This window comes from Vreelandella arctica (assembly GCF_037070215.1).
In the GTDB taxonomy this organism is placed as follows: Bacteria; Pseudomonadota; Gammaproteobacteria; order Pseudomonadales; family Halomonadaceae; genus Vreelandella; species Vreelandella arctica.
In genome coordinates this window covers 29,974-51,943 of the sequence record NZ_JBANSN010000010.1, presented here as the reverse complement: position 1 = coordinate 51,943, position 21,970 = coordinate 29,974, and the positions used below count along the sequence as shown (strand labels likewise).

Annotated in this window: 20 protein-coding genes; 10 read left to right on the top strand and 10 right to left on the bottom strand. The window is 53.7% G+C overall.

Annotated features, from left to right (window positions below; genetic code table 11):
- Positions 1-99 precede the first annotated feature (99 nt).
- Positions 100-1,233, bottom strand: a complete 1,134-nt coding sequence (locus V8L70_RS11150) for a Fic family protein (RefSeq protein WP_101147944.1) — start codon at positions 1,231-1,233, stop codon at positions 100-102.
- Positions 1,234-1,424: 191 nt separating this feature from the next.
- Here V8L70_RS11150 and dgt point away from each other — a divergent pair, with 191 nt between their 5' ends.
- Both dgt and V8L70_RS11140 read left to right on the top strand, forming a co-directional pair.
- A complete protein-coding gene (dgt, locus tag V8L70_RS11145) occupies positions 1,425-2,933 on the top strand; it encodes a dGTPase (RefSeq protein ID WP_101147943.1) in 1,509 nt (502 codons plus the stop codon).
- A 74-nt stretch (positions 2,934-3,007) separates the two neighbouring features.
- Positions 3,008-3,655 (top strand): hypothetical protein, encoded by a 648-nt coding sequence (locus V8L70_RS11140; RefSeq protein ID WP_101147942.1) that lies wholly within the window; start codon positions 3,008-3,010, stop codon positions 3,653-3,655.
- A gap of 187 nt (positions 3,656-3,842) precedes the next feature.
- Here the strand turns inward: V8L70_RS11140 and guaA are convergent, their stop codons facing one another.
- Both guaA and guaB read right to left on the bottom strand, forming a co-directional pair.
- On the bottom strand, positions 3,843-5,420 hold the full coding sequence (guaA, locus tag V8L70_RS11135) for a glutamine-hydrolyzing GMP synthase (protein WP_101147941.1): 1,578 nt from the start codon (positions 5,418-5,420) through the stop codon (positions 3,843-3,845).
- Positions 5,421-5,516: 96 nt separating this feature from the next.
- Positions 5,517-6,986: an IMP dehydrogenase gene (gene guaB / locus V8L70_RS11130; protein ID WP_101147940.1), complete on the bottom strand. Its 1,470-nt coding sequence runs from the start codon at positions 6,984-6,986 to the stop codon at positions 5,517-5,519.
- A 115-nt stretch (positions 6,987-7,101) separates the two neighbouring features.
- On the opposite strand from guaB, the gene V8L70_RS11125 reads away from it, so the two are divergent.
- The 3 genes from V8L70_RS11125 to V8L70_RS11115 are packed head-to-tail and all read left to right on the top strand — an operon-like array spanning position 7,102 to position 10,074.
- Positions 7,102-7,749: a DsbA family oxidoreductase gene (locus tag V8L70_RS11125; protein WP_232774973.1), complete on the top strand. Its 648-nt coding sequence runs from the start codon at positions 7,102-7,104 to the stop codon at positions 7,747-7,749.
- Positions 7,750-7,753: 4 nt separating this feature from the next.
- Positions 7,754-9,097, top strand: coding sequence for an exodeoxyribonuclease VII large subunit (xseA, locus tag V8L70_RS11120; RefSeq protein WP_101147939.1), 1,344 nt, complete (start codon positions 7,754-7,756; stop codon positions 9,095-9,097).
- 44 nt (positions 9,098-9,141) lie between these two features.
- Complete coding sequence (locus tag V8L70_RS11115) at positions 9,142-10,074, top strand: hypothetical protein (protein WP_101147938.1); 933 nt, start codon at positions 9,142-9,144, stop codon at positions 10,072-10,074.
- A gap of 78 nt (positions 10,075-10,152) precedes the next feature.
- Here V8L70_RS11115 and V8L70_RS11110 read toward each other — a convergent pair whose 3' ends face one another.
- The 4 genes from V8L70_RS11110 to V8L70_RS11095 all read right to left on the bottom strand — a co-directional run bounded on the left by V8L70_RS11110 (position 10,153) and on the right by V8L70_RS11095 (position 12,906).
- A complete protein-coding gene (locus V8L70_RS11110; protein WP_008959023.1) occupies positions 10,153-10,299 on the bottom strand; it encodes a hypothetical protein in 147 nt (48 codons plus the stop codon).
- Between the two features lie 437 nt (positions 10,300-10,736).
- Positions 10,737-11,837 (bottom strand): DUF3618 domain-containing protein, encoded by a 1,101-nt coding sequence (locus V8L70_RS11105; RefSeq protein WP_101147937.1) that lies wholly within the window; start codon positions 11,835-11,837, stop codon positions 10,737-10,739.
- Complete coding sequence (locus V8L70_RS11100; RefSeq protein WP_008959026.1) at positions 11,834-12,271, bottom strand: phage holin family protein; 438 nt, start codon at positions 12,269-12,271, stop codon at positions 11,834-11,836. Before V8L70_RS11100 ends, V8L70_RS11105 begins: the two co-directional genes overlap by 4 nt.
- A 23-nt stretch (positions 12,272-12,294) precedes the next feature.
- Positions 12,295-12,906 (bottom strand): hypothetical protein, encoded by a 612-nt coding sequence (locus V8L70_RS11095; protein WP_101147936.1) that lies wholly within the window; start codon positions 12,904-12,906, stop codon positions 12,295-12,297.
- Between the two features lie 629 nt (positions 12,907-13,535).
- On the opposite strand from V8L70_RS11095, the gene V8L70_RS11090 reads away from it, so the two are divergent.
- From V8L70_RS11090 to V8L70_RS11080, 3 genes are all read left to right on the top strand, one after another.
- Entirely contained in the window at positions 13,536-14,390 is an 855-nt protein-coding gene (locus V8L70_RS11090; RefSeq protein WP_008959028.1) for an SDR family oxidoreductase, read from the top strand.
- A 226-nt stretch (positions 14,391-14,616) separates the two neighbouring features.
- Positions 14,617-14,871, top strand: coding sequence for a helix-turn-helix domain-containing protein (locus V8L70_RS11085; RefSeq protein ID WP_008959029.1), 255 nt, complete (start codon positions 14,617-14,619; stop codon positions 14,869-14,871).
- Complete coding sequence (locus tag V8L70_RS11080) at positions 14,858-16,117, top strand: type II toxin-antitoxin system HipA family toxin (RefSeq protein ID WP_101147935.1); 1,260 nt, start codon at positions 14,858-14,860, stop codon at positions 16,115-16,117. The genes V8L70_RS11085 and V8L70_RS11080 overlap by 14 nt, the downstream gene beginning before the upstream one ends.
- Positions 16,118-16,126: 9 nt before the next feature.
- Here V8L70_RS11080 and V8L70_RS11075 read toward each other — a convergent pair whose 3' ends face one another.
- On the bottom strand, positions 16,127-17,014 hold the full coding sequence (locus V8L70_RS11075) for a MurR/RpiR family transcriptional regulator (RefSeq protein WP_101147934.1): 888 nt from the start codon (positions 17,012-17,014) through the stop codon (positions 16,127-16,129).
- A gap of 163 nt (positions 17,015-17,177) precedes the next feature.
- On the opposite strand from V8L70_RS11075, the gene V8L70_RS11070 reads away from it, so the two are divergent.
- Together V8L70_RS11070 and V8L70_RS11065 are read left to right on the top strand one after the other, a co-directional pair.
- Positions 17,178-18,503 (top strand): aspartate aminotransferase family protein, encoded by a 1,326-nt coding sequence (locus V8L70_RS11070; protein WP_101147933.1) that lies wholly within the window; start codon positions 17,178-17,180, stop codon positions 18,501-18,503.
- Positions 18,504-18,547: 44 nt separating this feature from the next.
- Positions 18,548-19,114 carry a carboxymuconolactone decarboxylase family protein gene (locus V8L70_RS11065; RefSeq protein WP_101147932.1) on the top strand — a complete coding sequence of 189 codons (567 nt, stop codon included), beginning with the start codon at positions 18,548-18,550 and terminating at the stop codon, positions 19,112-19,114.
- Positions 19,115-19,149: 35 nt separating this feature from the next.
- Here V8L70_RS11065 and argA read toward each other — a convergent pair whose 3' ends face one another.
- Together argA and V8L70_RS11055 are read right to left on the bottom strand one after the other, a co-directional pair.
- Positions 19,150-20,463 carry an amino-acid N-acetyltransferase gene (gene argA, locus V8L70_RS11060; RefSeq protein WP_101148038.1) on the bottom strand — a complete coding sequence of 438 codons (1,314 nt, stop codon included), beginning with the start codon at positions 20,461-20,463 and terminating at the stop codon, positions 19,150-19,152.
- A gap of 236 nt (positions 20,464-20,699) precedes the next feature.
- Positions 20,700-21,965, bottom strand: coding sequence for an inorganic phosphate transporter (locus V8L70_RS11055; RefSeq protein WP_008959035.1), 1,266 nt, complete (start codon positions 21,963-21,965; stop codon positions 20,700-20,702).
- Positions 21,966-21,970: the final 5 nt, after the last annotated feature.

Genomic DNA, 21,970 nt, shown 5'->3' with positions numbered 1-21,970 from the left:
GGCTGAGTTACCTTCAAAGAGTTTTGAAGCAAAGGCTTTCACTTGCTATTGGTCGATTTTCAATGCAAGCGATATGGCCTCAATGACAAAGTTCACTACTTACTGAGTGCCTTCATGAGCTTGCCCAAGTAACACCTGATAGCGCGTACTGCGCCCACCACCGGGGAGCTTGGAAAGGCAGCCTTTTTCCAGCAGCTCTGCCAAATCCCGCGTTGAGGTGGCTTTACTTACTTTGGCCAACGATTGGTACTTACGCGCATTGATGCCCTGCTCAAACTCTTCCCCTGCTGTATCCAATAAGCGGTTCAGCACCTTGATTTGCCGTTCGTTCAGCACGGTGGTGGCATGGCGCTGCCAGAAGGTGGCTTTCATTAACACACGGTCGATCCTTAACAGCGCCTGCTCAAGCGCCTCTTTCAGCGTGTCCAGAAACCACAACAACCACGGCGTAATATCGAGGCTGCCTTTCTGAGCGCTTTCAAGGTGATCGTAGTAAGCGTGGCGGCGCGCCATGATGGCCGCGCTCAAGGAATAGAAGCGCACGGATTGCCGCTCTGCTTGCGCAAGCGCACGATCTGTCACCGCGCGCGTAACACGCCCATTGCCATCATCAAAGGGGTGCAAGGTAATCAACCATAGATGGGTGATGCCAGCGCGAACCAGCCCATCAAGCCACGATGGTGGATGGTTGAACCAAGTAATAAAGGCATCCAGCTCAGCCTCCAGCTGCCCACGGGGCGGCGCTTCAAAATGCACGTTAGGCTGATCAAGCCGCCCCGACACCACTTGCATGGGGTGATCGCCACGCAGCTCGCCTACACGTACATTGCCAAGCACGCCGGGGCCTTGCACAAAAAGCATGGATTGCCAGAGGCACAACTGTTCGCGGGAAAGCGGCTCATCCAATTGATGTGTGGATTGCAGCAATAGCTCGACCAGCGCTTCAGACTCAGGTGTTGTTCTAGCGGAAACACCAGCCTGTTCTAATCCCAACTGGCGAGCAACGGATGACCTCACAGAGCCAACGTCCAAACGCTCGCCTTCGATTTCGCTGGTACGAATAGCATTCTGGATCAGCGCATCCATTTCCACGTCCAGATCGGCCTGGCCGTGGACAGCCTCGGTTTTACCCAACACCCTGCCCTGCAGTAACCGCACGGCATCCAACATAGGTCGAAGAACGGATTCGTCCCACTCAAAATGTGGCCAATGTTGCTGTTCCCAGATATACATGAGCCGTTTGCCCCACCTATTCAGATCATATTATGAGCCGATTATGGTTTATATTCGGCTCATAGGCTAGTCGGAGGACTACGCAGGCGGCGGAAAAGGCGTTGAGCAGGGTATAAACATCCAGCTATCAAAATATTGAAATTGAAACCCAAAGCATGGTAAGAATAGTTAATCTAATATAAGGAAAGAAAATGTCAAAAAATATAGATTTTAAAAAAAGAATTAATGCTTTAAGGCCATATGAAAGAGTAGCTAAACAGCCTTGGCAACATGACGACTACCTTGAATATGTTACTAGGCAAATGGAAAGTGACCGCGGTAGAATCATTAATTCACCAGCGATAAGAAGACTTCAGCAGAAAACTCAAGTATTTCCACTTGAAAGAAACGCCACAGTCAGAAGTCGCCTGACTCACTCTTTAGAAGTACAGCAAACAGGACGCTTCATCACAAGGACTATTTTCACAAAACTCTCAGAACTAGGTTTAACAAAACAATATGGCCTAGATGATTTAGAACGAATACTAGAAAGTATCGTAGAGATGGCATGTTTAAGCCATGATATTGGCAATCCACCTTTCGGTCATTTCGGTGAGTATGCCATTAATTCATGGTTTGATAAAAACATTGAAAAGATCAATCATTTTGAAAGCAGCAATCAAAATCTTATAAAAAAAATGGTTATTGATTTAAAAAATTTCGAAGGGAATGCTCAAGCTATACGTTTGGTTAACAGCCTACTAACGCTAAATTTGACCTACACTCAAACAGCATGCCTAATAAAGTATGTGAGGCCGGCTTACCTTGAAAAGCCTGAAAAAAAGTCACCCGGTGCTTATTTACGTAAAAAACCTGGATTTTATCTTTCAGAAGAAAAATTTGTAAAACAGCTATGGTCTAAACTAGATATGCCAGAAGGTGCACGCCACCCTGCCACCTGGATCATGGAAGCGGCTGACGATATTTCTTATGGACTTGCGGATATTGAAGATGCTGTCGAAAAAGGGATTATTCATATACCTCAGCTAAAAGAAATGTTAATCGAAGAATTTCAAAAAAATGGAGATGTTAACTCTAAGGCTTTCTCCACCCCTATGGCAGGAGAGCAAAGTTTCAGAGAAATAGTGGAATATGCCGACAGAAGATTTAGCGCCGCAAACATAAATCAAAATAATGAGTTTTTCCTTTGGCTAAGAGTAAATCTAATACACTCTCTTGTTCAGCACGCAGCCCAACGTTTCATTGACAACATCGAACATATTTATACGGGAGATTTTGATGAAGCGCTAATGGAAGACAACTCTCCAGGTTCTCATGCAATAGAAGCACTAAAATCTGTCGCCATAAAAAAAGTATTCAACAACAAAGAAGTAGAAACATTAGAACTTCAAGGCTATAGAGTTATATATGGCCTAATCGAAATATATAGCCCATTACTAAAATGTAGCCAAGAAATATTCAGAAGAATTATAGATCAAGAGAAAGGGACAGATTCTTACTTAAAAAAACTGGCTAGCAGACTAGCGGAAAGACATGTCAAAGCTTACAAAAAATCCATTGACGAACTGTCTCTTAATGACGATTACAAATCCTGGGAAATATATTATCGCTGTCGTTTAATCCAGGATTTTATTAGTGGAATGACAGACCAGTTTGCTTATGATGAGTACAGAACGCTGACGGTAGCAAGTGATAATTAATTATTATACATCTCATTCTGACTTAGCCGACAACATTTAAACTGATCTAAAACTAAAAAATAACTAGGGAAATTATGGAAAAGCCTCCTAAAAAGGAAATCTTCGGAGATTTCTCACAATATGAAAGAGCCCGGCGAGACCTTTATGAAATTTGTAACTTTTTATTTAAATTTCCGAGAGAGCGTGAAAATGAAAGAAACTTCCTGCTCGCTGCCATAAGAAGAACTCTTTCTCTTGAGGAAGCTTTTATACAAGCCGTTGAAGCCAGAAATGGGCAAATGGCCATGACACTTATTCGCCTTAACTTAGACACACTTGCACGTCTTTATGCAATTTATTGGGCCGAGGAAACAGAGGGCATGACTGCAGAGACATTCGCACAAAGCGTTGCAAAGGGTACAAACATCAGAAACATGAAGCTTCGAGGATCAAAAAATAAAGCTACAGACCGATGGTTAATTGAACAGATTGAAGGGTTAGGAGCATGGATTCCAGATGTTTATAAAAGAACATCAGGAGCCATTCACTTTTCAGACTTCCACATAACACAACTTCTCCAACAAGCTAAACCAATTAACAGACAAGACGACGGTTCGCTTCATGTTGAGTTATCTCTAGGCCCTGGCGAAAAAAATGCAGATCCGGAACTTTACCGAGAGTTGAAGCAAGCCTTTCTACACATATCACTTATGCTGGTCGCAGCAATACAGCACCGCTCTTAGCTTACAAAACAGTAGGTTGCAAACATTTTAAGGTAGAAACATTAGATCACCCTAAACCAGCTTATAGGGCTACTTTCACTCTCAACTTTGCTAATCTTTGCTAAATCATGAACCAAAAAAAGCCCATTAAAACATGGGCTTGATTCGATTTTTTGCTAGTCAGCACCAGTTAATGCGCAACGTGTAATCACTCCCACTCAATAGTAGCAGGCGGCTTGCTGCTCACATCATAAGTCACCCGCGAAACCCCTTCCAACTCATTGATAATCCGGTTGGAAACCTTCTCCAGCAGCTCGTAGGGCAGGTGCGCCCAGCGGGCGGTCATGAAGTCGATGGTTTCGACCGCGCGTAGCGCGATGACCCATTCGTAGCGGCGGCCGTCGCCTACTACACCTACGGATTTCACCGGCAGGAACACGGCGAACGCTTGGCTGGTTTTTTCGTACCAGCCAGAGGCGCGCAGCTCTTCTATGAAGATAGCGTCGGCATCGCGGAGGATGTCGGCGTACTCTTTCTTCACTTCACCGAGAATACGCACACCCAGGCCGGGGCCGGGGAACGGGTGGCGGTAGACCATATCGTAGGGCAGGCCGAGTTCCAGGCCGAGTTTGCGCACTTCGTCTTTAAACAGTTCGCGCAGCGGCTCGACCAGCTTGAGCTTCATGGTTTCCGGCAGGCCACCTACGTTGTGGTGGGATTTGATCACGTGCGCTTTGCCGGTTTTAGAGGCGGCGGATTCGATCACGTCCGGGTAGATGGTGCCCTGGGCCAGGAACTCGACGCCGTCGATTTTGCTGGCCTCTTCATCGAACACGTCGATAAAGGTGTTGCCGATGATTTTGCGCTTGGCTTCCGGGTCTTTCTCGCCTTTCAGCTTGCCGAGGAACAGGTCTTCGGCGTCTACGCGGATCACCTTCACGCCCATATGCTTGGCGAAGGTTTCCATGACCTGGTCGCCTTCCGCTTTACGCAGCAGGCCGTTGTCAACGAACACGCAGGTCAGCTGGGTGCCAATGGCTTTGTGCAGCAGCGCGGCCACTACAGAAGAATCTACACCGCCGGAGAGGCCAAGCAGAACATGGCGGTCGCCCACTTGCTCGCGCACGCGCTGTACCTGGTCTTCGATGATTTGTGCGGGCGTCCACAGTTTTTCGGCTTTACAGATATCCAGCACGAAGTGCTCGAGAATGCGCTGGCCCTGCAGGGTGTGGGTCACTTCCGGGTGGAACTGAACGCCGTAAAACTGCTTCTCTTCCCACGCCATGGCGGCAATCGGGCAGCTCGGCGTGGAGGCGGTCACGGTGAACGCGTCGGGGGCTTGAGCGACTTTGTCGCCGTGGCTCATCCATACGTCCAGCAGGGCTTTGCCGCTTTTCGCGTCTACGTGGTCTTTGATGTCTTTGAACAGCGCGTTGTTTTCGTCGATCTGAATCTGCGCGTAGCCGAATTCACGCTGGTTGGAGCCTTCTACCTTACCACCTAGCTGCTCGGCCATGGTCTGCATGCCGTAGCAGATACCAAACACCGGCAGGCCCATTTCAAACACGCACTGCGGCGCACGCGGGGAGTCCAGTTCCGTCACGGATTCCGGGCCACCGGCCATGATAATACCGTTGGGGTTGTACTCGCGGATCTCTTCTTCGGTGATATCAAACGCGCGGACTTCGGAATATACGCCGATCTCGCGAACGCGGCGGGCGATCAGTTGGGTGTACTGCGAGCCGAAGTCGAGAATCAAAATCTTATGGGCGTGAATGTCACTCATGGCGGGGTCTCGGTTAAGCGGTGTGGGTGCCGCTGGTAAGGCCAAAAAGCAAGCGGCGGGGCAATGCCCGCCGCGCCATATAACTCATCTTGCTGGTTAGCTCACCCGGTAGTTGGGAGCTTCTTTGGTGATCTGCACGTTGTGGACGTGGGATTCGTTAAAGCCAGCGCCGGTAATCTGTACGAATTCCGGCTTGGTGCGCATTTCCTGAATATCGCGGCAACCGGTGTAGCCCATGGAAGCGCGCAAGCCGCCCATCAGCTGGTGAACGATGGCGCTCATCATGCCTTTATAGGGGACGCGGCCTTCGATGCCTTCCGGCACCAGCTTCTCGGCACCTTCGCTCTTATCCTGGAAGTAGCGGTCGGCGCTGCCCTGGTTCTGGGACATGGCACCCATGGAGCCCATGCCACGGTAGGCTTTGTAGGTGCGGCCCTGGTAAAGCTCGACTTCACCCGGCGCTTCTTCGGTACCGGCCAGCAGGCCACCGACCATCACGGCACTGGCGCCCGCGGCAATCGCTTTGGCCAAATCACCGGAGTAGCGCACGCCGCCATCGGCAATCAGCGGAATATCGAACTCTTTGAGCGCTTCGGCCACGTTGGAAACCGCGGTGATTTGCGGTACGCCAACACCGGCGACGATACGCGTGGTGCAGATCGAGCCGGGGCCGATGCCGACCTTAACGGCATCCGCACCCGCTTCGGCCAGTGCTTTGGCAGCGGCGCCGGTGGCGATGTTGCCGCCAATCACCTGAATGGCCGGGAAGTTCTGTTTGATCCAGCGTACGCGATCAATCACGCCTTGAGAGTGGCCGTGGGCGGTATCGACAATGATCACGTCCACGCCTGCTTCAGCCAGCGCCGCGACGCGATCCGGCGTTTCCGGGCCGGTGCCGACCGCCGCGCCGACTAACAAACGGCCGTCGCTATCTTTTGCGGCCATTGGGTAGGTGCGGGCTTTTTCGATATCCTGGAAGGTGACCAGGCCGCGCAGGTGGAACTCATCATCGACGATCAGCATTTTCTCGATGCGGTGTTCTCGCATCTTGGCTTTGCTGGTTTCGAGATCGGTACCTTCTTTGACGGTAATCAGCCGGTCGCGCGGCGTCATGATCGCTTCTACACTGTCGCCGTGGTTAGGCTGGAAGCGCATGTCGCGCTCGGTCACGATGCCTACCAGAGTTTCGCCTTCTACCACGGGGAAGCCGGAGAAGCCGTACTCCCGCGCCATGGCGAGCAGGTCTTCGAGTTTGGCCTTGGGGCTCACGGTGACCGGGTCTTTCACGATCACGCTTTCGTGCTTTTTGACCTTGCGCACTTCAGCGGCTTGCTGGGTCATGGTCATGCTTTTATGGATGATGCCAATGCCGCCTTCCTGAGCCATCGCAATCGCTAGACGCGCTTCGGTAACGGTGTCCATCGCAGCAGAAAGTAGCGGAATGTTGAGCGAGAGATTGCGGGTCAGGCGGGTTTTGAGGCTGACATCCTTGGGGAGGACATCGGAGAAGCCGGGAACGAGAAGAACGTCATCGAACGTAAGTGCTTCTTGGGCCATACGTAGCATAGCGGCAACACCCTGATTGAGAGGAAGTGGGGCGTGAAAGGTTAATCGCCTATTATAGCGTTTTGAGGGGTGCTCCAGCAATGCAGTCAGGCTGTTGTGCTTATACCAATTGCTAATGACGTTTAATGTTAGGCTGCTGAACTGGACATTTTACGACGCGGAGGGCGTTCTGTTGCCTCAGGAAATCATTGTATATACTGACTATGTTTGCCCCTTCTGCCTGCTGGCGGAAGAGGCGATTGTTCAAGCAACCGACGGTATGGATGTAGAAATCCGCTGGCGGCCTTTCGAGCTGCGCCCTGCCCCAGTGCCTACGCTGAAGGTGGAAGACCCTTACCTGCCCCAAGTATGGCGCGATTCGCTTTACCCCATGGCGGAAAAACTCGGCGTGCCCATTACGCTGCCCAACATTTCCCCGCAGCCACGTACGGATAAAGCCTTTGAAGTGTTTGCCATGGCCGAAGAGCAGGGATTGGGTCACCCCTACTCCATGGCGGCCTTAAAAGCGTTTTTCCAGCAGGAGCGAGACATTGGCGACCCTGAGGTATTGGCCGATATTGGCGAGTCGGTAGGCCTGGAGCGCCAAGCGGTGCTGAATGCCCTGGCCGAAGGCCGTTACCGCGAGCAGCACCAAGCGGCGCAGCGCCACGCGGTGGATGAAGCACGTATTCAGTCGGTACCAACGCTGGTGATCGATGGCGAAGTGATTCAGGGCGTGCCCGATCCTGCGGCGTTAAAACGTTATTTATTAGAGCGGGCGTAACTCTATGGCCTCCCCGACTCCCCAGGCACTCTCCGTCAGCCAACTCAACCAGCGCGCCAAGCAAACCCTTGAGCGCGATGTGGGCGAAGTGTGGGTAGAGGGCGAGCTCTCTAACGTTTCCCGCCCGGCCTCTGGGCATGTCTATTTCACGCTGAAGGATGACCGGGCGCAGATCCGCTGCGCGCTGTTTCGCCAGCGGGCGCGGTTTGTCTCGGCGCCGATGCGCGATGGCGATCAGGTCAAGCTGCGTGGGCGTGTGTCGCTGTTCGAGCCCCGCGGTGACTACCAACTGATTGCCGAGGCCGTGCAGGCTGCGGGGCTGGGGGAACTGCTGGCGGCGTTTGAGCGCTTGAAAGCGCAGCTGGAAGGCGAAGGAGTGTTTGCCAACGCCCGCCCGCTGCCCTTCCCGCCCCGCAAGCTGCTGATTTTGAGCTCCGCCACTGGCGCGGCGATTCGCGATGTGCTGGCGGTGCTGGAAGCACGCTGGCCGCTGGCGGACGTAACGTTGATTCCAGTGCCGGTGCAGGGCGCAGAAGCGGCACCGGCGATGATCTCTGCGCTGGCGTTGCTTAACCGTCAGGCGCGATTAGACCCCGAGCGGGATGTAATCTTGATCACCCGCGGCGGCGGTAGCCTGGAAGATTTATGGGCGTTTAATAACGAGCACCTAGCACGGGCGATTTTTCACTCCCGGCTGCCGGTGATGTCGGCGGTAGGCCATGAGGTGGATATTACGCTGGCGGATTTCGCCGCCGATATGCGTGCGCCCACGCCCTCTGCCGCGGCCGAACGCTTAGTGCCGGATCAGAACACCCTCAAGCGCCAGCTAGAGCATCAACACAACCGCCTGCAGCGGGCCATGCAGGCGCGACTGGAGCGCGACAGCCAGCGCCTAGATACCCTGCGCGCCAAGCTGCGCCACCCTGGCGAGCAGCTCAATCGCCAGCGCCAGCACTTAACCGCCCTTGATCAGCGCTTGAATCGTGCCATGCAGCAAACGCTCAGCCTGCAGAAAGCCCAGCTCACACAGCTAAGCAGGCGCTTGGCCAGCCAGGATATGACGCGGCTGCATCGTGCAGAAAGCGAGCGGGTAAGTCAGCTTCAGCGCCGCTTGGGCACCGCCATGCAGCGCCAGCTCGAAAACCGTCAGGCACGCTTAACCAGTGCTGCACGGGAGCTCAATGCGGTCAGCCCGCTGGCGGTATTGGGGCGTGGCTACGCGATTGCCCAGGATGAGCAGGGCCAGGTGATTCGACGCGCGGAAGATACCCAGCCCGGCCAGAAGCTGAAACTGAAGCTAGGTGAAGGCAGGCTAAGCGTGGAAGTTAAGCGGCGTCTAAAGACATAAGCCAAATGGCCGATACCTTATAACAATGAGAAGAGGCCATCGCCATGAAGATAGGATTTTCGTTATTTACACTGATTAACCAGCGCCAGGATAAGCCACAGTTTTTAACGCCTACTCGTGTCGCTCCCCAAAAGAGCGAGCCCGCTGAAGACGACCCGTTCACTAAACGTCTTAAAAAGCAGCAGGAAGCGTTGGAGAGCTTGGCGTCTTTACCTTCTCCAAAGGAAGCCTCCCAGCAGCAGGCTACCGATAAAGTGGGCTTCCTGCGGCAGCGGATTGAAATGCTGAAAGCCATGATGGCCTTCGCCTCTCCTGAACAGCTTAAAAACATGGCCAAGGAGCTCAAGAGCATCGCCCGTGAACTTGCCGGTGCGGCTAAACTATTGAGCAATCAAGGTGGCGGCGGTGCTGGCATGACCGCTATCCCTTCAATGGTTCCAACAGCAGCAGCGCCAACAACAGTCGCTCAAGCCAGCGGGGCCGATTCAGCTGCGGCCCAAACGGGTGGCGATGAGAGCGCTGAGGCAACGGTGTCGAGTGACGCGCAGCAAGCCGAGGCCAATGCGCAAACAGCAGAGGAAGAGGCGGAACAAGAGGCCGAAAAAGCAGCGGGCGAGCCTGAAGACGATGAATCCAGCGAGCTCGGCTTATTACCTAGCCTACCCAGCCCCATTCAGAATGAAGACAACCGCTCGAAATCCAATGGCGCCAGCGCTAGTGAACATGCACTACGCGGCGTACTGACTGACGCCCAGAAAGCGCTTCGCGAAGCGGTTAACGAACTCAAGATTCGGCTGAGTGAAGAAGACAAGGAAGCTCGTCGTGAGCTAAAGAAAGCGGAAGAAGCCATGGAAAAGACGGATCAAGCGGTTGCAGCCTCCTCTTCTGACGCCCTCTACTCCTCATTGGGGCAGTTGCTGCCTACCTCGTTAGGTGACGTTTCCGTATCAACGTCGTCTATCAACATCGAGGTTTAGCGTTAAATGAAAAAGGCGCTACTCATCAGTAGCGCCTTAGCGGTATCAGCGCTGTTATCAGCAGCGCTCAAAGCATATTCAGTGACCTTTTTTCTGGTCATCCTTTGATTTCTGGCTGTCGGAATCGGGGTTAACGTGATGGGTATCCGGCATTGGATTGGCATCATCGTGGTGATCGTCGCGGTCTTTAGGCGCTTTTTTGTCGTGCTCGGAGGCTTGAGTCATCGCTTTTTCCTTATGGTGAGGGTCTGGGTTTCCTTATTGCCCTGGCTATCTCAGCCAACCGGGCTCCTTGAATAGCGTGATAAACGCAAGAATGAAGGCTATCAATCTCACCTCCTATCCAAGCTGCTTTTACTGTAGCTGTTACTGACTAACTTGCAATGCAGCAGCGCGGCGTCCAACCAATCACCATTTTAAATATAACCATTTAAAAACAGACAGTTGGATAATTAATAGCGTATTAAACGGACCGTATTGGGAATCCCAATAATGCTTATGGTTTGCCGCTATCGATTAGCGCTGTTAGCGGCTTTTGTGCTGGCTTTTTATGCCGACTGTTCTAGCCAAACCGTTCTTGCTAAACCGTCCCTGCTAAAAAGCAGTGGCCGCATTAAGCGGCCACTGGTTTCACTCATTTTTTATCAGCCATATCAGCAATGTTAGGGCGTGTGGTTAGTCCCCGACCCTTGGGTGTTGCCGGAAGGTGTGCTCGACCCCGCCAAGCCCTGGCTATGTTTCTGATGGTCATGTTTCTGGTCATGGCTCTCAGGTGCAGAGCGCTCCGTTGTGGGCGTTGGGGTGGGTGAGCCTGCAACTCCCGCTTCCTGATGCTGTGGGGCGTTTACGTTCGCATCATTAGCGCGATGGGAATCGCCCTTAGCAGATTCGGCTTTTTCATGGATCGTATGCTGAGCCTTATCCGCTTGCGCTTGCCCGGTTTCGGCAGCCTTATGCATAACGCGGTCGCGATACTCACCCATGTACTCATCCTCTTTCTTGGTGGCGGGGAAAATACCGCCTAAGGCGGCACCCAGCGCAAACCCAAGTGCGCCGACCACTAGCGGATGATCCTGGATAAAATCGGAGGCTTGGCTCCCGGACTGGTGAGCACGGTGCTCCATATCGTGCATGCGATCGTGAGCACTGTGCTGAAGATGGGATGAAGAATTGCGCATATTATCCCCCATTTGGTGAGCCTTACTGCCCCATTGCTGTGCGGTGTGCTTGGCTTTTTCGCCTAAGTGTTGGGCTTTGCCTTTGGCACCGTCTTTCATGCTGCTGGCACCTTCTTTCGCCCGGCTCATACGGCCTTGACCATCGCTATGGCTTTCTGAACTACCGCTGTAGGTGGGCGTTCCAGCGTTGGGATGCGTGCCTTCATGCACGGGTATACCTGGCGCGCCATGGGAGCCGCTTGTGCCCGATGAAGATTGCCCGCCGGTGTAAAAGCGCTGGTCGATATCAGACGCGTACTGCTGCTTGTGGCGCGCCTCATTTGGGTGACGCTGGGCCAGCATTAACCAGCCAAGACCGGCAGTGGTGACCAGAAACGGCAGCGAGTTCTGCTTAATGGTGGTGCCTAAATTAGACACAAATTCGTTAGCGCCTCCATGGCGAATATACTCATAGGAGGTATTCAACAGCTGCTGAGGAGAGAAGCGCTCTTCGATTTCATGCAGGGTAGAATCAAGGCGCTCGCGCGATTGATTGATATCCTTTTCAATCTCTTCGGGACTGCGCTGATGGTCATGATCCGTCATTTCAACTCCTCCTTGACGTTGTGCTGATGCTGTTTCGCCGTTGTTTTGTCGCTTTGCAAACTATGCATCGTACGGCTGGGCATCAAATTACGCGCCTGCAGTTTCTTCTGGCCCGCTTTAAGCATCATCACACCGATAACCGACACAACGACGCCGACAATCAACGCAGAGAGCCACGGTGTGGTCTCGGGCGGAAGCACCTCATTAAGCAGAAAGACTAACGCTGCCAACAGGGTTAAAAAGCCGCCCATCAGTACCGCACCGGCCATCGCAATCGAAGCGATGGCGCCCATCGCTTGATGGGTTTTCTCGGTCATCTCGGTCTTGGCGAGCGCGGCTTCGTTGCGCACCAGCGAGCTAATTTCCTGCATCACCGTCGACAGTAGCGTACCGACCGATGAACTTTGCGACGTGGGTTTGTTATCCGAATCCATTCTATGCCTCCCTGGCCCTTACGTTAGGGCATTCCATTTTCTCGACCCGATGAACCTACTGCTCCATTACCGGCAACGGAGCTGCCTGAAAGACTTGATGATTGGCTAACTGGTGACGCCTGCCCGGCAGGTACGTTTTCCTGCATCGGAAGACCCGTTGCGCGCTCGTCGGTGGTATTTGAATAACGTGAGTGCGAATCGTCATTATGTGAGTGCTGGCTAGAACTACGCAGAAAGCGGGAAGCTAAAAAGCCAGCGGCAATCAGGCCGCCTACAAACAGCGCGGGCTCACGACGGCTAAAGCTTTGCGCTTCATTACATACAGTACGTAAATCTTTATCGCGCAATGAGCTGGAAAACCGTTCGGTGGTATCAGCAAACTTTCTCGCTTGTTTCGAGAAATAGGGCTGCTGTTGGTTATCGAACTCATCAGCCATTTTTTGCAAAACGCTGGTGAACTTGTGGGACTGTTCTGCCGCGCTATCGCGCTGTTGATTAAAATAGCTTTCAGCTTGATGATGGGCCGCATCACTCACCTCATGTGCGGTATCGCGTCCTTGCTGTTTGAGCGACTCCGTTGAGTGGCTTGTCTGGTTGGGTGCGCCTGGATTGGGCTGCTTTCCTTGATCGGTCATCTGTCACTTCCTCCTTGTCGTCTCACTTGTCAGCATCCGTGGTGAAACACAATCAGCGTCACTGCGAATCTATCGGGTGCACCTCATTAACGCTACGATGTTAATACCTAATACGTTAATAAAATTATGCACTTAGAGAAAATAAGCACTTATCCTAGTGAACTTATTCTCATCCTCCTTAATAGATTGATTACCTTCCAAAACATAGTGCTTGATATAGCGCTTATAAAAGTTAGTCTTTTAAAGCCTAGCTCTTTTAAAACCGAGCACCTCTAAAACCGAGCACTTTTAAAACATAGCGCTCTTTCTATTATTGTCAATTTATGCGCGCCGCCATTTAAAAACCCATTTATTTACTTAACATAGGTTATTTATTTATCAGAATGGGGTTTTACCTTAACGCCTGTTATCGAATCTCAGCTAAATCCCTGAAATCTATAAAAGTCCATTAATTAACGGCGGCTTGCTTGTTTCTACGCCTTTGGTCTACGTTGAAGGTTGGCGAATATTCGAGGAGTGAATATTTGCTGTTTGCCTTAGGTGTTAACCATCAATGTTAACCATCAGTCATAGGTAGTAACCATCAGTTTGAACGACACACATCCGTGCCAACAATGGAGTGACCGCACATGAGTGATCAAAAGCAACCTCCCCAGCATCAAGATAAGCAGCCGGGTGATGAGTACGCGATGCACCCGGAGCCTGAGTACATTCGCGAAAGCTACCGCGGCACTGACAAGCTGTTGGAAAAAGTCGCGATTATTACCGGCGGCGACAGCGGCATTGGTCGTGCCGTGGCCGTGCACTATGCCCGCGAGGGCGCGGACTGCACGATTGCCTATTTAGACGAAGATAAAGATGCCGAAGAGACCAAACGGTTAGTCGAAGCGGAAGGCCGCCGCTGCTTGGTGTTAAAAGGCGATGTGGCTGAACCAGACTTTTGCCGCGATATTGTTAAGCGCACGCTCGATCACTTCGGCAAGATTAATATTGTGATCAATAATGCCGCTGAACAGTATGATTGGGACGATATTACCGAGATCCCCGATGAACAGCTGCTGCGTACGTTTCAGACCAACATTTTCAGCCATTTCTATCTCACCAAATCTGCCCTGCCGCATCTCGACAAGGGCGATACGATCATCTGCACGTCCTCTATCAACGCCTTTAAGGGCAACGCGACGCTGATCGATTACACCGCTACCAAAGGCGCTATTCAGGGGTTGGTGCGCTCGCTGGCGATGTCACTGATGGATCGCGGCATTCGCGTAAACGCCGTGGCGCCAGGGCCGGTGTGGACCCCGCTGATTCCGGCCAGCTTTGAGGATGAAAAAGTAGCCTCATTCGGCGGTCAGGTACCGATGAATCGCGCAGGCCAGCCCAGCGAAATGGGGCCTGCGTATGTTTATCTGGCCAGCGAAGAGTCTTCCTACATGAGCGGCCAGACCATGCACCTCAATGGTGGCGTGATTTTAAACACCTAAGCGTTTGTTATTCAGATATAGCGCACACATTAACGGGGCGGCCTTGGGCTGCCACGTTAATGCGTTTCGTATAAAATCACTGACCACCGAAATATTCCCGTTCGGTAATATTTCCTTCCAGAAAGCCTCTCTAATCACTGAAAGTTACCGATCGGGAATAATCATAGCGTTTTGATCACTAATATGGTCTATCATTACCGTACGGTAATTTTATCGGACAGTCGCTATGACCTCCCAGATAGAGAGTGCAAAACGTATTCGCAGCAGTGAAGAGCTGGGCAAGCTAGTTCAACAAACCCGGCGTGATCAATCATTGCTGCAAAGTGATATTGCCGGGCTTGCGGGTACAGGCAACCGCTTTATCGTCGATCTTGAACGCGGCAAGCCAACCCTGCAGCTACAAAAAGTACTCGATGTTTTGGATCTAATGGGATTGGAAGTGATTATACAGCGCAAAGGGAATCACCATGGCCGCCCATAGCGAAGCGCTTGACCTGTTCTGGGGGGAACTGCATGTCGGGCGTTTGCATAACACTCAGCCGTTGCGGTTTGACTATACTCAGGAGTGGCTAGCCAATAACCAAGCGAATAGCCTTTCGCCCCAGCTACCGCTGACTCAACAACGACATAGCGGCGATAGTGTGCTGGCCTACTTCGAAAACCTACTGCCTGAGGGCGAACTACGTCGCTATATTGAGCTACGCCACCACACCACCACTGTTTTTGGTCTTTTAAAGTCGATTGGCGGTGATACGGCGAGTGGCTACACCCTACTCCCGCAAGGTGAAACGCCTCGACCAGCCAGCTATCGCAAGACGGACTGGGAAGCTATAAACGACTTTCTGCATAATGAAACCCAGGGTGAATTAACCGGGCAACTTGCTCCCCAAGCGCGAATTTCATTAGCGGGCGCTCAAAATAAACTGCTGCTAATGGTACTCGCTGATGGCAGCCCGGCGCTGCCTGAAGGGGCCGCGCCTTCAAGCCATATTTTGAAACCGGATATCCGTGGTTTGAAAGGCGTGTGGTGTTCTGCGCTTAATGAAACGCTCTGTATGCAACTAGCCGCCGCGTTAGCGCTAGGGGTAGCTGAAGCTACCTTCCAGCCTCAAACACGCGCCTGTTTAGTTAAGCGCTATGACCGGTTTTATGATGAGCACGGCAACTTACAGCGTTATCACCAGCTAGATATTTGCCAATTAGCAGGGACACCTTCCACCCTCAAATACGAAAGCGACGGAGGGCCTGGCCTCATTGAGTGTCGGCAGTTACTTCAGGCGGCGGGTGTTCCCGCAAAAGACCTGCTGCGTTTTTCGCAGTGGTTTTTTTTCAACCTGTTTATTGGTAACAATGACAGCCACGCCAAAAACCTCTCTATATTGCAAACGCCTCAGGGCGTTCAACTAACCCCGTTTTACGATCTCATGTGCACGACGCTCTATAGCGGTCTCTCGAACCGCTTTGCATTTCGAGTGTCTGGCATTGATCAGCCCGGCAGTATCGAACGCTCACACCTTGCTTCTCTCGCCCAGGCGTTGGGATTTAAACCTGCATACTTCATGAGCTTAGGCGCACGTCTCGCCGATGAAATACTCAGCGTTTTACCCACTGTGATAGAGGCATTGCAGGAGGTCGCAACGCCAGGTACAGAGCATGTATTGTTAGAGCGCCTGTCTCGGCGCATTAAACAAAACTGCCAAAAAATGACAAAACGCTGGTCGGTTTAAGTCAGCTTCTCACCGCCGCATGGGGATAGCCGTCGCATAGGTATTGAGATGCAAGAGGTGTTCATCCGCTTGCTGCAACGCCTCTAGCGTTTTGGGCCGATCGAACTCCGCCAATAAGCTGCAAAGCACTTCGGAGACGGCTAATGCCGGGGTTAGCGTATGGAAAAAGCTATCGCTTTCTGTGGGGCAAAAAACGGCCTGCTCTGACAGCGCTACCAGCGGCGAGACTTCACTATCAGTAATGGAAACAATGCCTACCCCCTGCGCTTTTGCCAACTGGGCCAGTTCCAGCGCCCCGGTTGCATAAGGTTTGATGGAAATAACGAGCAAGACATCCTCAGAGGTAGCGCGGATTAACGCGTCTCCGCCGGTTCCTCCAGGCCCATCCAGGTGCACCGAACGCTCGCCTAGCAGGGTCATCACGTAATGGAAGTGCCAGGCAACGGCATGGCTGGAACGTAAACCCAGCACGTACACCTTTCTCGCTGACTTTAGCCTATCGGCCGCCGCTTCCAGCCGCCGTAGCGAATCGGGCTCACACAGCTTTTCAAGCTGGACACTTAGCCCCTGAAGCATATGCGAGGCGATATCGCTTACTCCCCTTTCACTGCCTTCATCCACCCGCTTTTGAACCTTGGCCGCAAAGCCATCGCCCCCCTCGCGTAACGCCGCGGCATACTGCGCCCGCAGTTCGTCGTAGCCTGGCAACCCCAAGAATTTAGCCAGCCGTGTCATGGTGGCGGGTTGTACAGCGGCATGGCGCGCCACTTCGCGCATGGACACCAGCGCCACGTCCTGCGGATGCTCAAGAACGTAGCGCGCGGCCTGCTGCAGCTGTGCAGACATGGCATCGTACTGGGCAATCATCTGCTCTCTCAGCGAATCGCTCGGCTGCATAGTCGTTGGCTCTGTGAAGAAATAAGGGTTGGCTCTGCGAACAAATGATCTATATGTTTCATATGTTATTTTAATGATTTATTTGTTGCAAATATCTTTGTGAGTATGTCAATCTCATTGTCATGTGAGCTGCTCACCGTTTTGATCATGAGGAAAAGAGACTATGACGCGTATTCTTCACCGCAGTATCGGCGCGCAGTTGCCTCATGCTGCATCAGCACAGGGAGTCTATATCACGGATACTACGGGGCGCCGCTATCTGGATGGCTCAGGAGGCGCTGCGGTCACCAGCGTCGGTCATGCCCACCCGGAAGTGCTGGCTGCCATGCGCTCACAGATCGATAGCCTCTGTTACGCCCACACTTCATTCTTCACTACCGATGCCGCCGAAGCGCTAGCCGAAAAGTTGGTGGATTTGGCCCCGGACGGGTTGGATTACGTCTACCTGGTGTCGGGTGGGTCAGAAGCCGTTGAAGCGGCGCTGAAAATGGCCCGGCAGTACTTTGTCGAGATCAATCAGCCTCAGCGGCGGCATATCATCGCCAGACGCCAGAGCTACCACGGCAATACCATCGGCGCATTGGCCACCGGTGGCAACGCCATGCGGCGCCAGCAGTTTCAGCCCATCCTGCCAGAAACCCACCATGTATCGCCTTGTTATGCGTATCGCGATAAGGGCAGCGATGAATCGCCCGAGGCCTACGCGGCGCGGCTTGCCGACGAGCTCGAGGCAAAGATTCTAGAACTTGGCGCCGACGAGGTCATGGCCTTCGTTGCCGAACCCGTCGTTGGCGCCACCTTAGGGGCGGTCGCCTCCGAGGCGGATTACTTCAAGCGCGTGCGTGCCATTTGCGATAAATACGGCGTACTGCTGATTCTCGACGAAGTGATGTGCGGCATGGGAAGAACCGGCACCGTCTTCGCCTGTGAGCAAGATGGAGTCGTCCCGGACATCATCACGATCGCCAAGGGTTTGGGTGGCGGCTACCAGCCGATCGGCGCGGTGATGCTATCGGCCAACCTCTACGCCAGTTTCGCCAATGGGTCTGGGCTTTTTCAGCATGGCCATACCTATCTTGGCCACCCTGTGGCTGCCGCAGCCGCTAACAAGGTGGTGGAGATCATTGCCCGGCCGGAGACACTGGCGAATGTTAATAAAATGGGCATGAGATTGCAGAGCGGCCTTGAAGCGGCGCTCGATGCATCGCCCCACGTGGGCGATATTCGCGGCAGGGGCTTGTTTCGCGGTATCGAGGTTGTCGCGGATAGGGAAAGCAAAACGCCTTTTGACCCGGCTCGCAAGCTTCACGCTAAGATCAAGCGGCAGGCGATGGCGCGTGGCCTGATCAGCTACCCGATGGGCGGCACCATTGATGGCATTCACGGCGACCATATCCTGCTGGCACCGCCTTATATCATTGCGCCTGACGAAGTAGATCTGATCATTGAGCGTATCGTCGGGGCCATCGACGCCGCCATTGCAGAGTAATAACACGACAACTATCTGAATAACGATCTAACTGGAGTTCACCCATGCCACCGTCCCCCTGCCCGCCCATTTCTGACGCCAACTGGCCTGAGGAGATCGCTGACTTACGCGAGGGCTTTGCTGGCGCGCTCAATGTGTATCGCACCATGGCCCATCACCCGGCTTTGCTTAGCGCCTGGGCGCCCTTGCGCCAACACGTCGTTAAGGAGAATGCGTTAGGCCCAGCGCTGACCGAAGTGGTGATATTACGCGCGGCTCTGCGTATGGGCTCCGCCTACGAGTGGGCCCATCATGTGAGCCGGGCGCTCGCCCTGGGGTTCTCCGAACACCGCATTACGGCTATTCGCGGTACACCCGAAGGCATCGACGGCCTTATCGTCAACGCTGTGGATGCGTTATTCGATGAGCGCATGCTAGCCAAGGCGCAGGAAGCAGAACTTGCCGAGGCGATCGGGCGTAAGGCAGTAATCGATCTGATCGCCATGGTGGGTTTCTATTCGGTGCTGGGCTACCTGCTCAACACCTACGACACACCGATCGATGAAGCTGTTCAACAAGAAGCGCGACAACAGCCGGCGATGTTTTCGCTGATGCCGCGTGAAGCTAGTTGATCCAACCCGTTAATCCAGCGCTGTGAATAAGCGCATTACGCTAACTGCTTAACTAACACCTTCGATTTACGCGCGTGATTGTAGGTTTCGCGCTTTAGTGGCGGGAGATCTTCCAGGCTGGCGGCGCGGAAGCCGCGCTCTACAAACCAGTGGGCGGTGTGGGTGGTCAGCACGAACATTTCGTTTAAGCCGCGCTGGCGGGCACGGCGCTCCATGGCTTCCACCAAGCGCTCGCCGCGCTCGCCGCCACGGTAGCTGTCGTGCACGGCTACGCAGGCGAGTTCGGCAATACTGGTATCGGGGAAGACATGCAGCGCGGCGCAGCCGATCACCATACCGTCGCGCTCGATCACCATGTAATCATCGATTTCGTGCTCCAGGCGCTCCCGGGAGCGGGCGACCAGCATGCCCCGCCGCTCTAGCGGCTCCAGCAGTTCCAGCAGGCCGGCCACATCGTTCAGCGTTGCGGGGCGCAGCTGTTCGTAGCGGTGCTGGGTAATCATGGTACCCACGCCATCACGGGTGAACAGCTCACCCAGTAAGGCGTCATGGTTGTGCCAGGAGAGCAGGTGCGTGCGCGCCACGCCTTCCCGTGCGGCGGTGCAGGCGGCCTGTAAATGGCGGGCTAACTCACTGCCAGGAACGGCATTGGTTAAACGCGGCTCGGCTTCTGCTGGCGAGAGTTGGCGCAGTAGCGCGCCGTGCTCATCTTCCAGCCCCTCCGACTCACCGAGCAGAATCAGCTTGTCGGCTTTCAGCGCGACGGCGGCGTGCTGGGCGACTTCGGAGGCGTCCAAATCGAACACTTCGCCGGTACTGGAGAAGCCCAGCGGCGGCAGCAGCACCAATGAACCTTTTTCCAGCAGACCTTCAATGGCGCTGGCACGCACCCGGCGCACTTCACCGCTGTGGTCGAAATCGACGCCTTCACGCACGCCTAGTGGCTTGGCGGTCACCAGGTTGCCAGAGATCACGCTGAGCTCTACACCGTGCAGCGGGGTGCTGGGCAGGCCCAGCGACAGCCGCGCTTCCAGCCACAGCCGCTGGCGGGCGGCGACCTGCTCTACATGGGCCATCACGGCGCGATCCGCTACCCAGCGGCCGTCGATACGGGTGGGCTCAACGCCCGCGGCGGTGAGCGATTCATGCACCTGGGGGCGAATACCAAACACCACGACCAAGCGCACGCCCAGGGTGTGCAACAGGGCTAAATCTTGAATCAGTTGCTCCCCGCGGCCAGACGCCATCGCTTCGCCTTCAATTAAGATGACAAAGGTTCGCCCCCGGTGAGCATTAATGTAGGGGGAGGCGTTACGAAACCAATCAACAAAGGGGAAGCGCGTATCCAAGGGCCGCTCTCCGGCAGCAGGTGAAAGAAACATCAGACGTTTACCACATCCAACTGGGTTACTTTACCAGAGCACAAAAAACAGCGGCACCTTCTAATGCAAATCTGCTGAATCTAATGCAGATAAACATGAAGATGCCGCTGTGATGTTCCCGCTCAGGTACTTCTTAACGTCTTTCGAGCCGTGGCGTACTGCGTTTTATAGGCACTGCTTATTAGCTATTAGCCAACTAGTGGTTAGCCGAACATGCCTTTGAACATAAAGAAGAACAAAATCGCAAGACCGGCGCCAGCGGGTAGCGTGATCAGCCACGACATGGCAATCGTGCCGATAACCCGCAGGTTCAACGCCGCCATACCGCGTGCAAGCCCCACCCCAAGAATCGCCCCTACCAGCGTGTGGGTAGTGGAAATCGGCAGGCCCGTGCCAGAAGCCAGTACGACCGTGGTGGCCGCCGCCAGCGTGGCAGCAAAGCCACGGCTGGGGGTAAGCTCGGTAATACCGGTACCCACGGTCGCGATGACTTTATGGCCGTAGGTGACCAGACCCACGACAATACCGCCGCCGCCAAGTACCAGTACCCACCAAGGCACCAGCGCAGAACCACCAATTTCGCCGCCGGTTTGTACTACGCTGATCACCGCTGCCAGCGGGCCAACCGCATTCGCCACATCGTTTGAACCATGTGCAAAGGCCATGGCACAGGCGGTGAAGATCATCAACACGCCGAACACGCGCTCTACGTTGGCATAGCCGAAGTGATCATTTGCGTTGTGCTCGAACTTGATACGCCGCTGCATAATCAAGCCGATACCCATAATCACCAACCCCAGCAAAATTGACAGCAGCAGGCTCTGATTAAAGGTTAAGTCCAGCCCCACATGGGACAACCCTTTCGTCAGCGTGACCATCGAAACGATAAAGCCCACCAGAAACACATAGCCCGGCACGTAGCGTTTAGCAGCCGTGAACGGGTTGGCATCTTCAAAAATCAGGTGGTGAACTGATTTAAACAGCAAAAAGCCAATGGTGCCCGCCAATAAGGGAGAAACCACCCAGCTCGCAGCAATCGTGCCTACGGCGCCCCAGTCCACTGTGGAGGGGCCTAACCCTGCAACAGCAAAGCCCACAATCGCGCCGACAATCGAGTGCGTCGTGGAAACCGGCCAACCTTTCATAGACGCTGCAAGCAACCACGTACCCGCCGCCAGCAGTGCTGCCAGCATGCCGTATACCAACAGCTGAGGATCGTCTTGCAGTAGTTCGGGGTCGATAATACCTTTACGAATCGTATTGGTAACCTCGCCACCGGCTAGCCAGGCGCCGAGAAATTCAAAAACAACAGCGATCAAGATCGCTTGTTTGATGGTGATCGCTTTCGACCCCACCGAGGTTCCCATCGCATTGGCGACATCATTCGCACCAACGCCCCAGGCCATAAAGAAGCCAAACAAACAGGCCAGGATAATGAAGATTTCACCGTACTGGGCAATAATCAGCATGAAGA

Bases quoted from the DNA above. Each gene is read 5' to 3' on its own strand.
- V8L70_RS11125 (WP_232774973.1), top strand. From the start codon at position 7,102: ATGACGTTTAATGTTAGGCTGCTGAACTGGACATTTTACGACGCGGAG.
- V8L70_RS11075 (WP_101147934.1), bottom strand. From the start codon at position 17,014: ATGCAGCCGAGCGATTCGCTGAGAGAGCAGATGATTGCCCAGTACGAT.
- V8L70_RS11065 (WP_101147932.1), top strand. From the start codon at position 18,548: ATGCCACCGTCCCCCTGCCCGCCCATTTCTGACGCCAACTGGCCTGAG.
- V8L70_RS11055 (WP_008959035.1), bottom strand. From the start codon at position 21,965: ATGCTGATTATTGCCCAGTACGGTGAAATCTTCATTATCCTGGCCTGT.
- V8L70_RS11095 (WP_101147936.1), bottom strand. From the start codon at position 12,906: ATGACCGATCAAGGAAAGCAGCCCAATCCAGGCGCACCCAACCAGACA.
- guaB (WP_101147940.1), bottom strand. From the start codon at position 6,986: ATGCTACGTATGGCCCAAGAAGCACTTACGTTCGATGACGTTCTTCTC.
- V8L70_RS11110 (WP_008959023.1), bottom strand. From the start codon at position 10,299: ATGACTCAAGCCTCCGAGCACGACAAAAAAGCGCCTAAAGACCGCGAC.
- V8L70_RS11085 (WP_008959029.1), top strand. From the start codon at position 14,617: ATGACCTCCCAGATAGAGAGTGCAAAACGTATTCGCAGCAGTGAAGAG.
- V8L70_RS11070 (WP_101147933.1), top strand. From the start codon at position 17,178: ATGACGCGTATTCTTCACCGCAGTATCGGCGCGCAGTTGCCTCATGCT.
- V8L70_RS11100 (WP_008959026.1), bottom strand. From the start codon at position 12,271: ATGGATTCGGATAACAAACCCACGTCGCAAAGTTCATCGGTCGGTACG.
- dgt (WP_101147943.1), top strand. From the start codon at position 1,425: ATGTCAAAAAATATAGATTTTAAAAAAAGAATTAATGCTTTAAGGCCA.
- V8L70_RS11115 (WP_101147938.1), top strand. From the start codon at position 9,142: ATGAAGATAGGATTTTCGTTATTTACACTGATTAACCAGCGCCAGGAT.
- V8L70_RS11080 (WP_101147935.1), top strand. From the start codon at position 14,858: ATGGCCGCCCATAGCGAAGCGCTTGACCTGTTCTGGGGGGAACTGCAT.
- V8L70_RS11140 (WP_101147942.1), top strand. From the start codon at position 3,008: ATGGAAAAGCCTCCTAAAAAGGAAATCTTCGGAGATTTCTCACAATAT.
- V8L70_RS11090 (WP_008959028.1), top strand. From the start codon at position 13,536: ATGAGTGATCAAAAGCAACCTCCCCAGCATCAAGATAAGCAGCCGGGT.
- V8L70_RS11105 (WP_101147937.1), bottom strand. From the start codon at position 11,837: ATGACGGATCATGACCATCAGCGCAGTCCCGAAGAGATTGAAAAGGAT.
- guaA (WP_101147941.1), bottom strand. From the start codon at position 5,420: ATGAGTGACATTCACGCCCATAAGATTTTGATTCTCGACTTCGGCTCG.
- V8L70_RS11150 (WP_101147944.1), bottom strand. From the start codon at position 1,233: ATGTATATCTGGGAACAGCAACATTGGCCACATTTTGAGTGGGACGAA.
- xseA (WP_101147939.1), top strand. From the start codon at position 7,754: ATGGCCTCCCCGACTCCCCAGGCACTCTCCGTCAGCCAACTCAACCAG.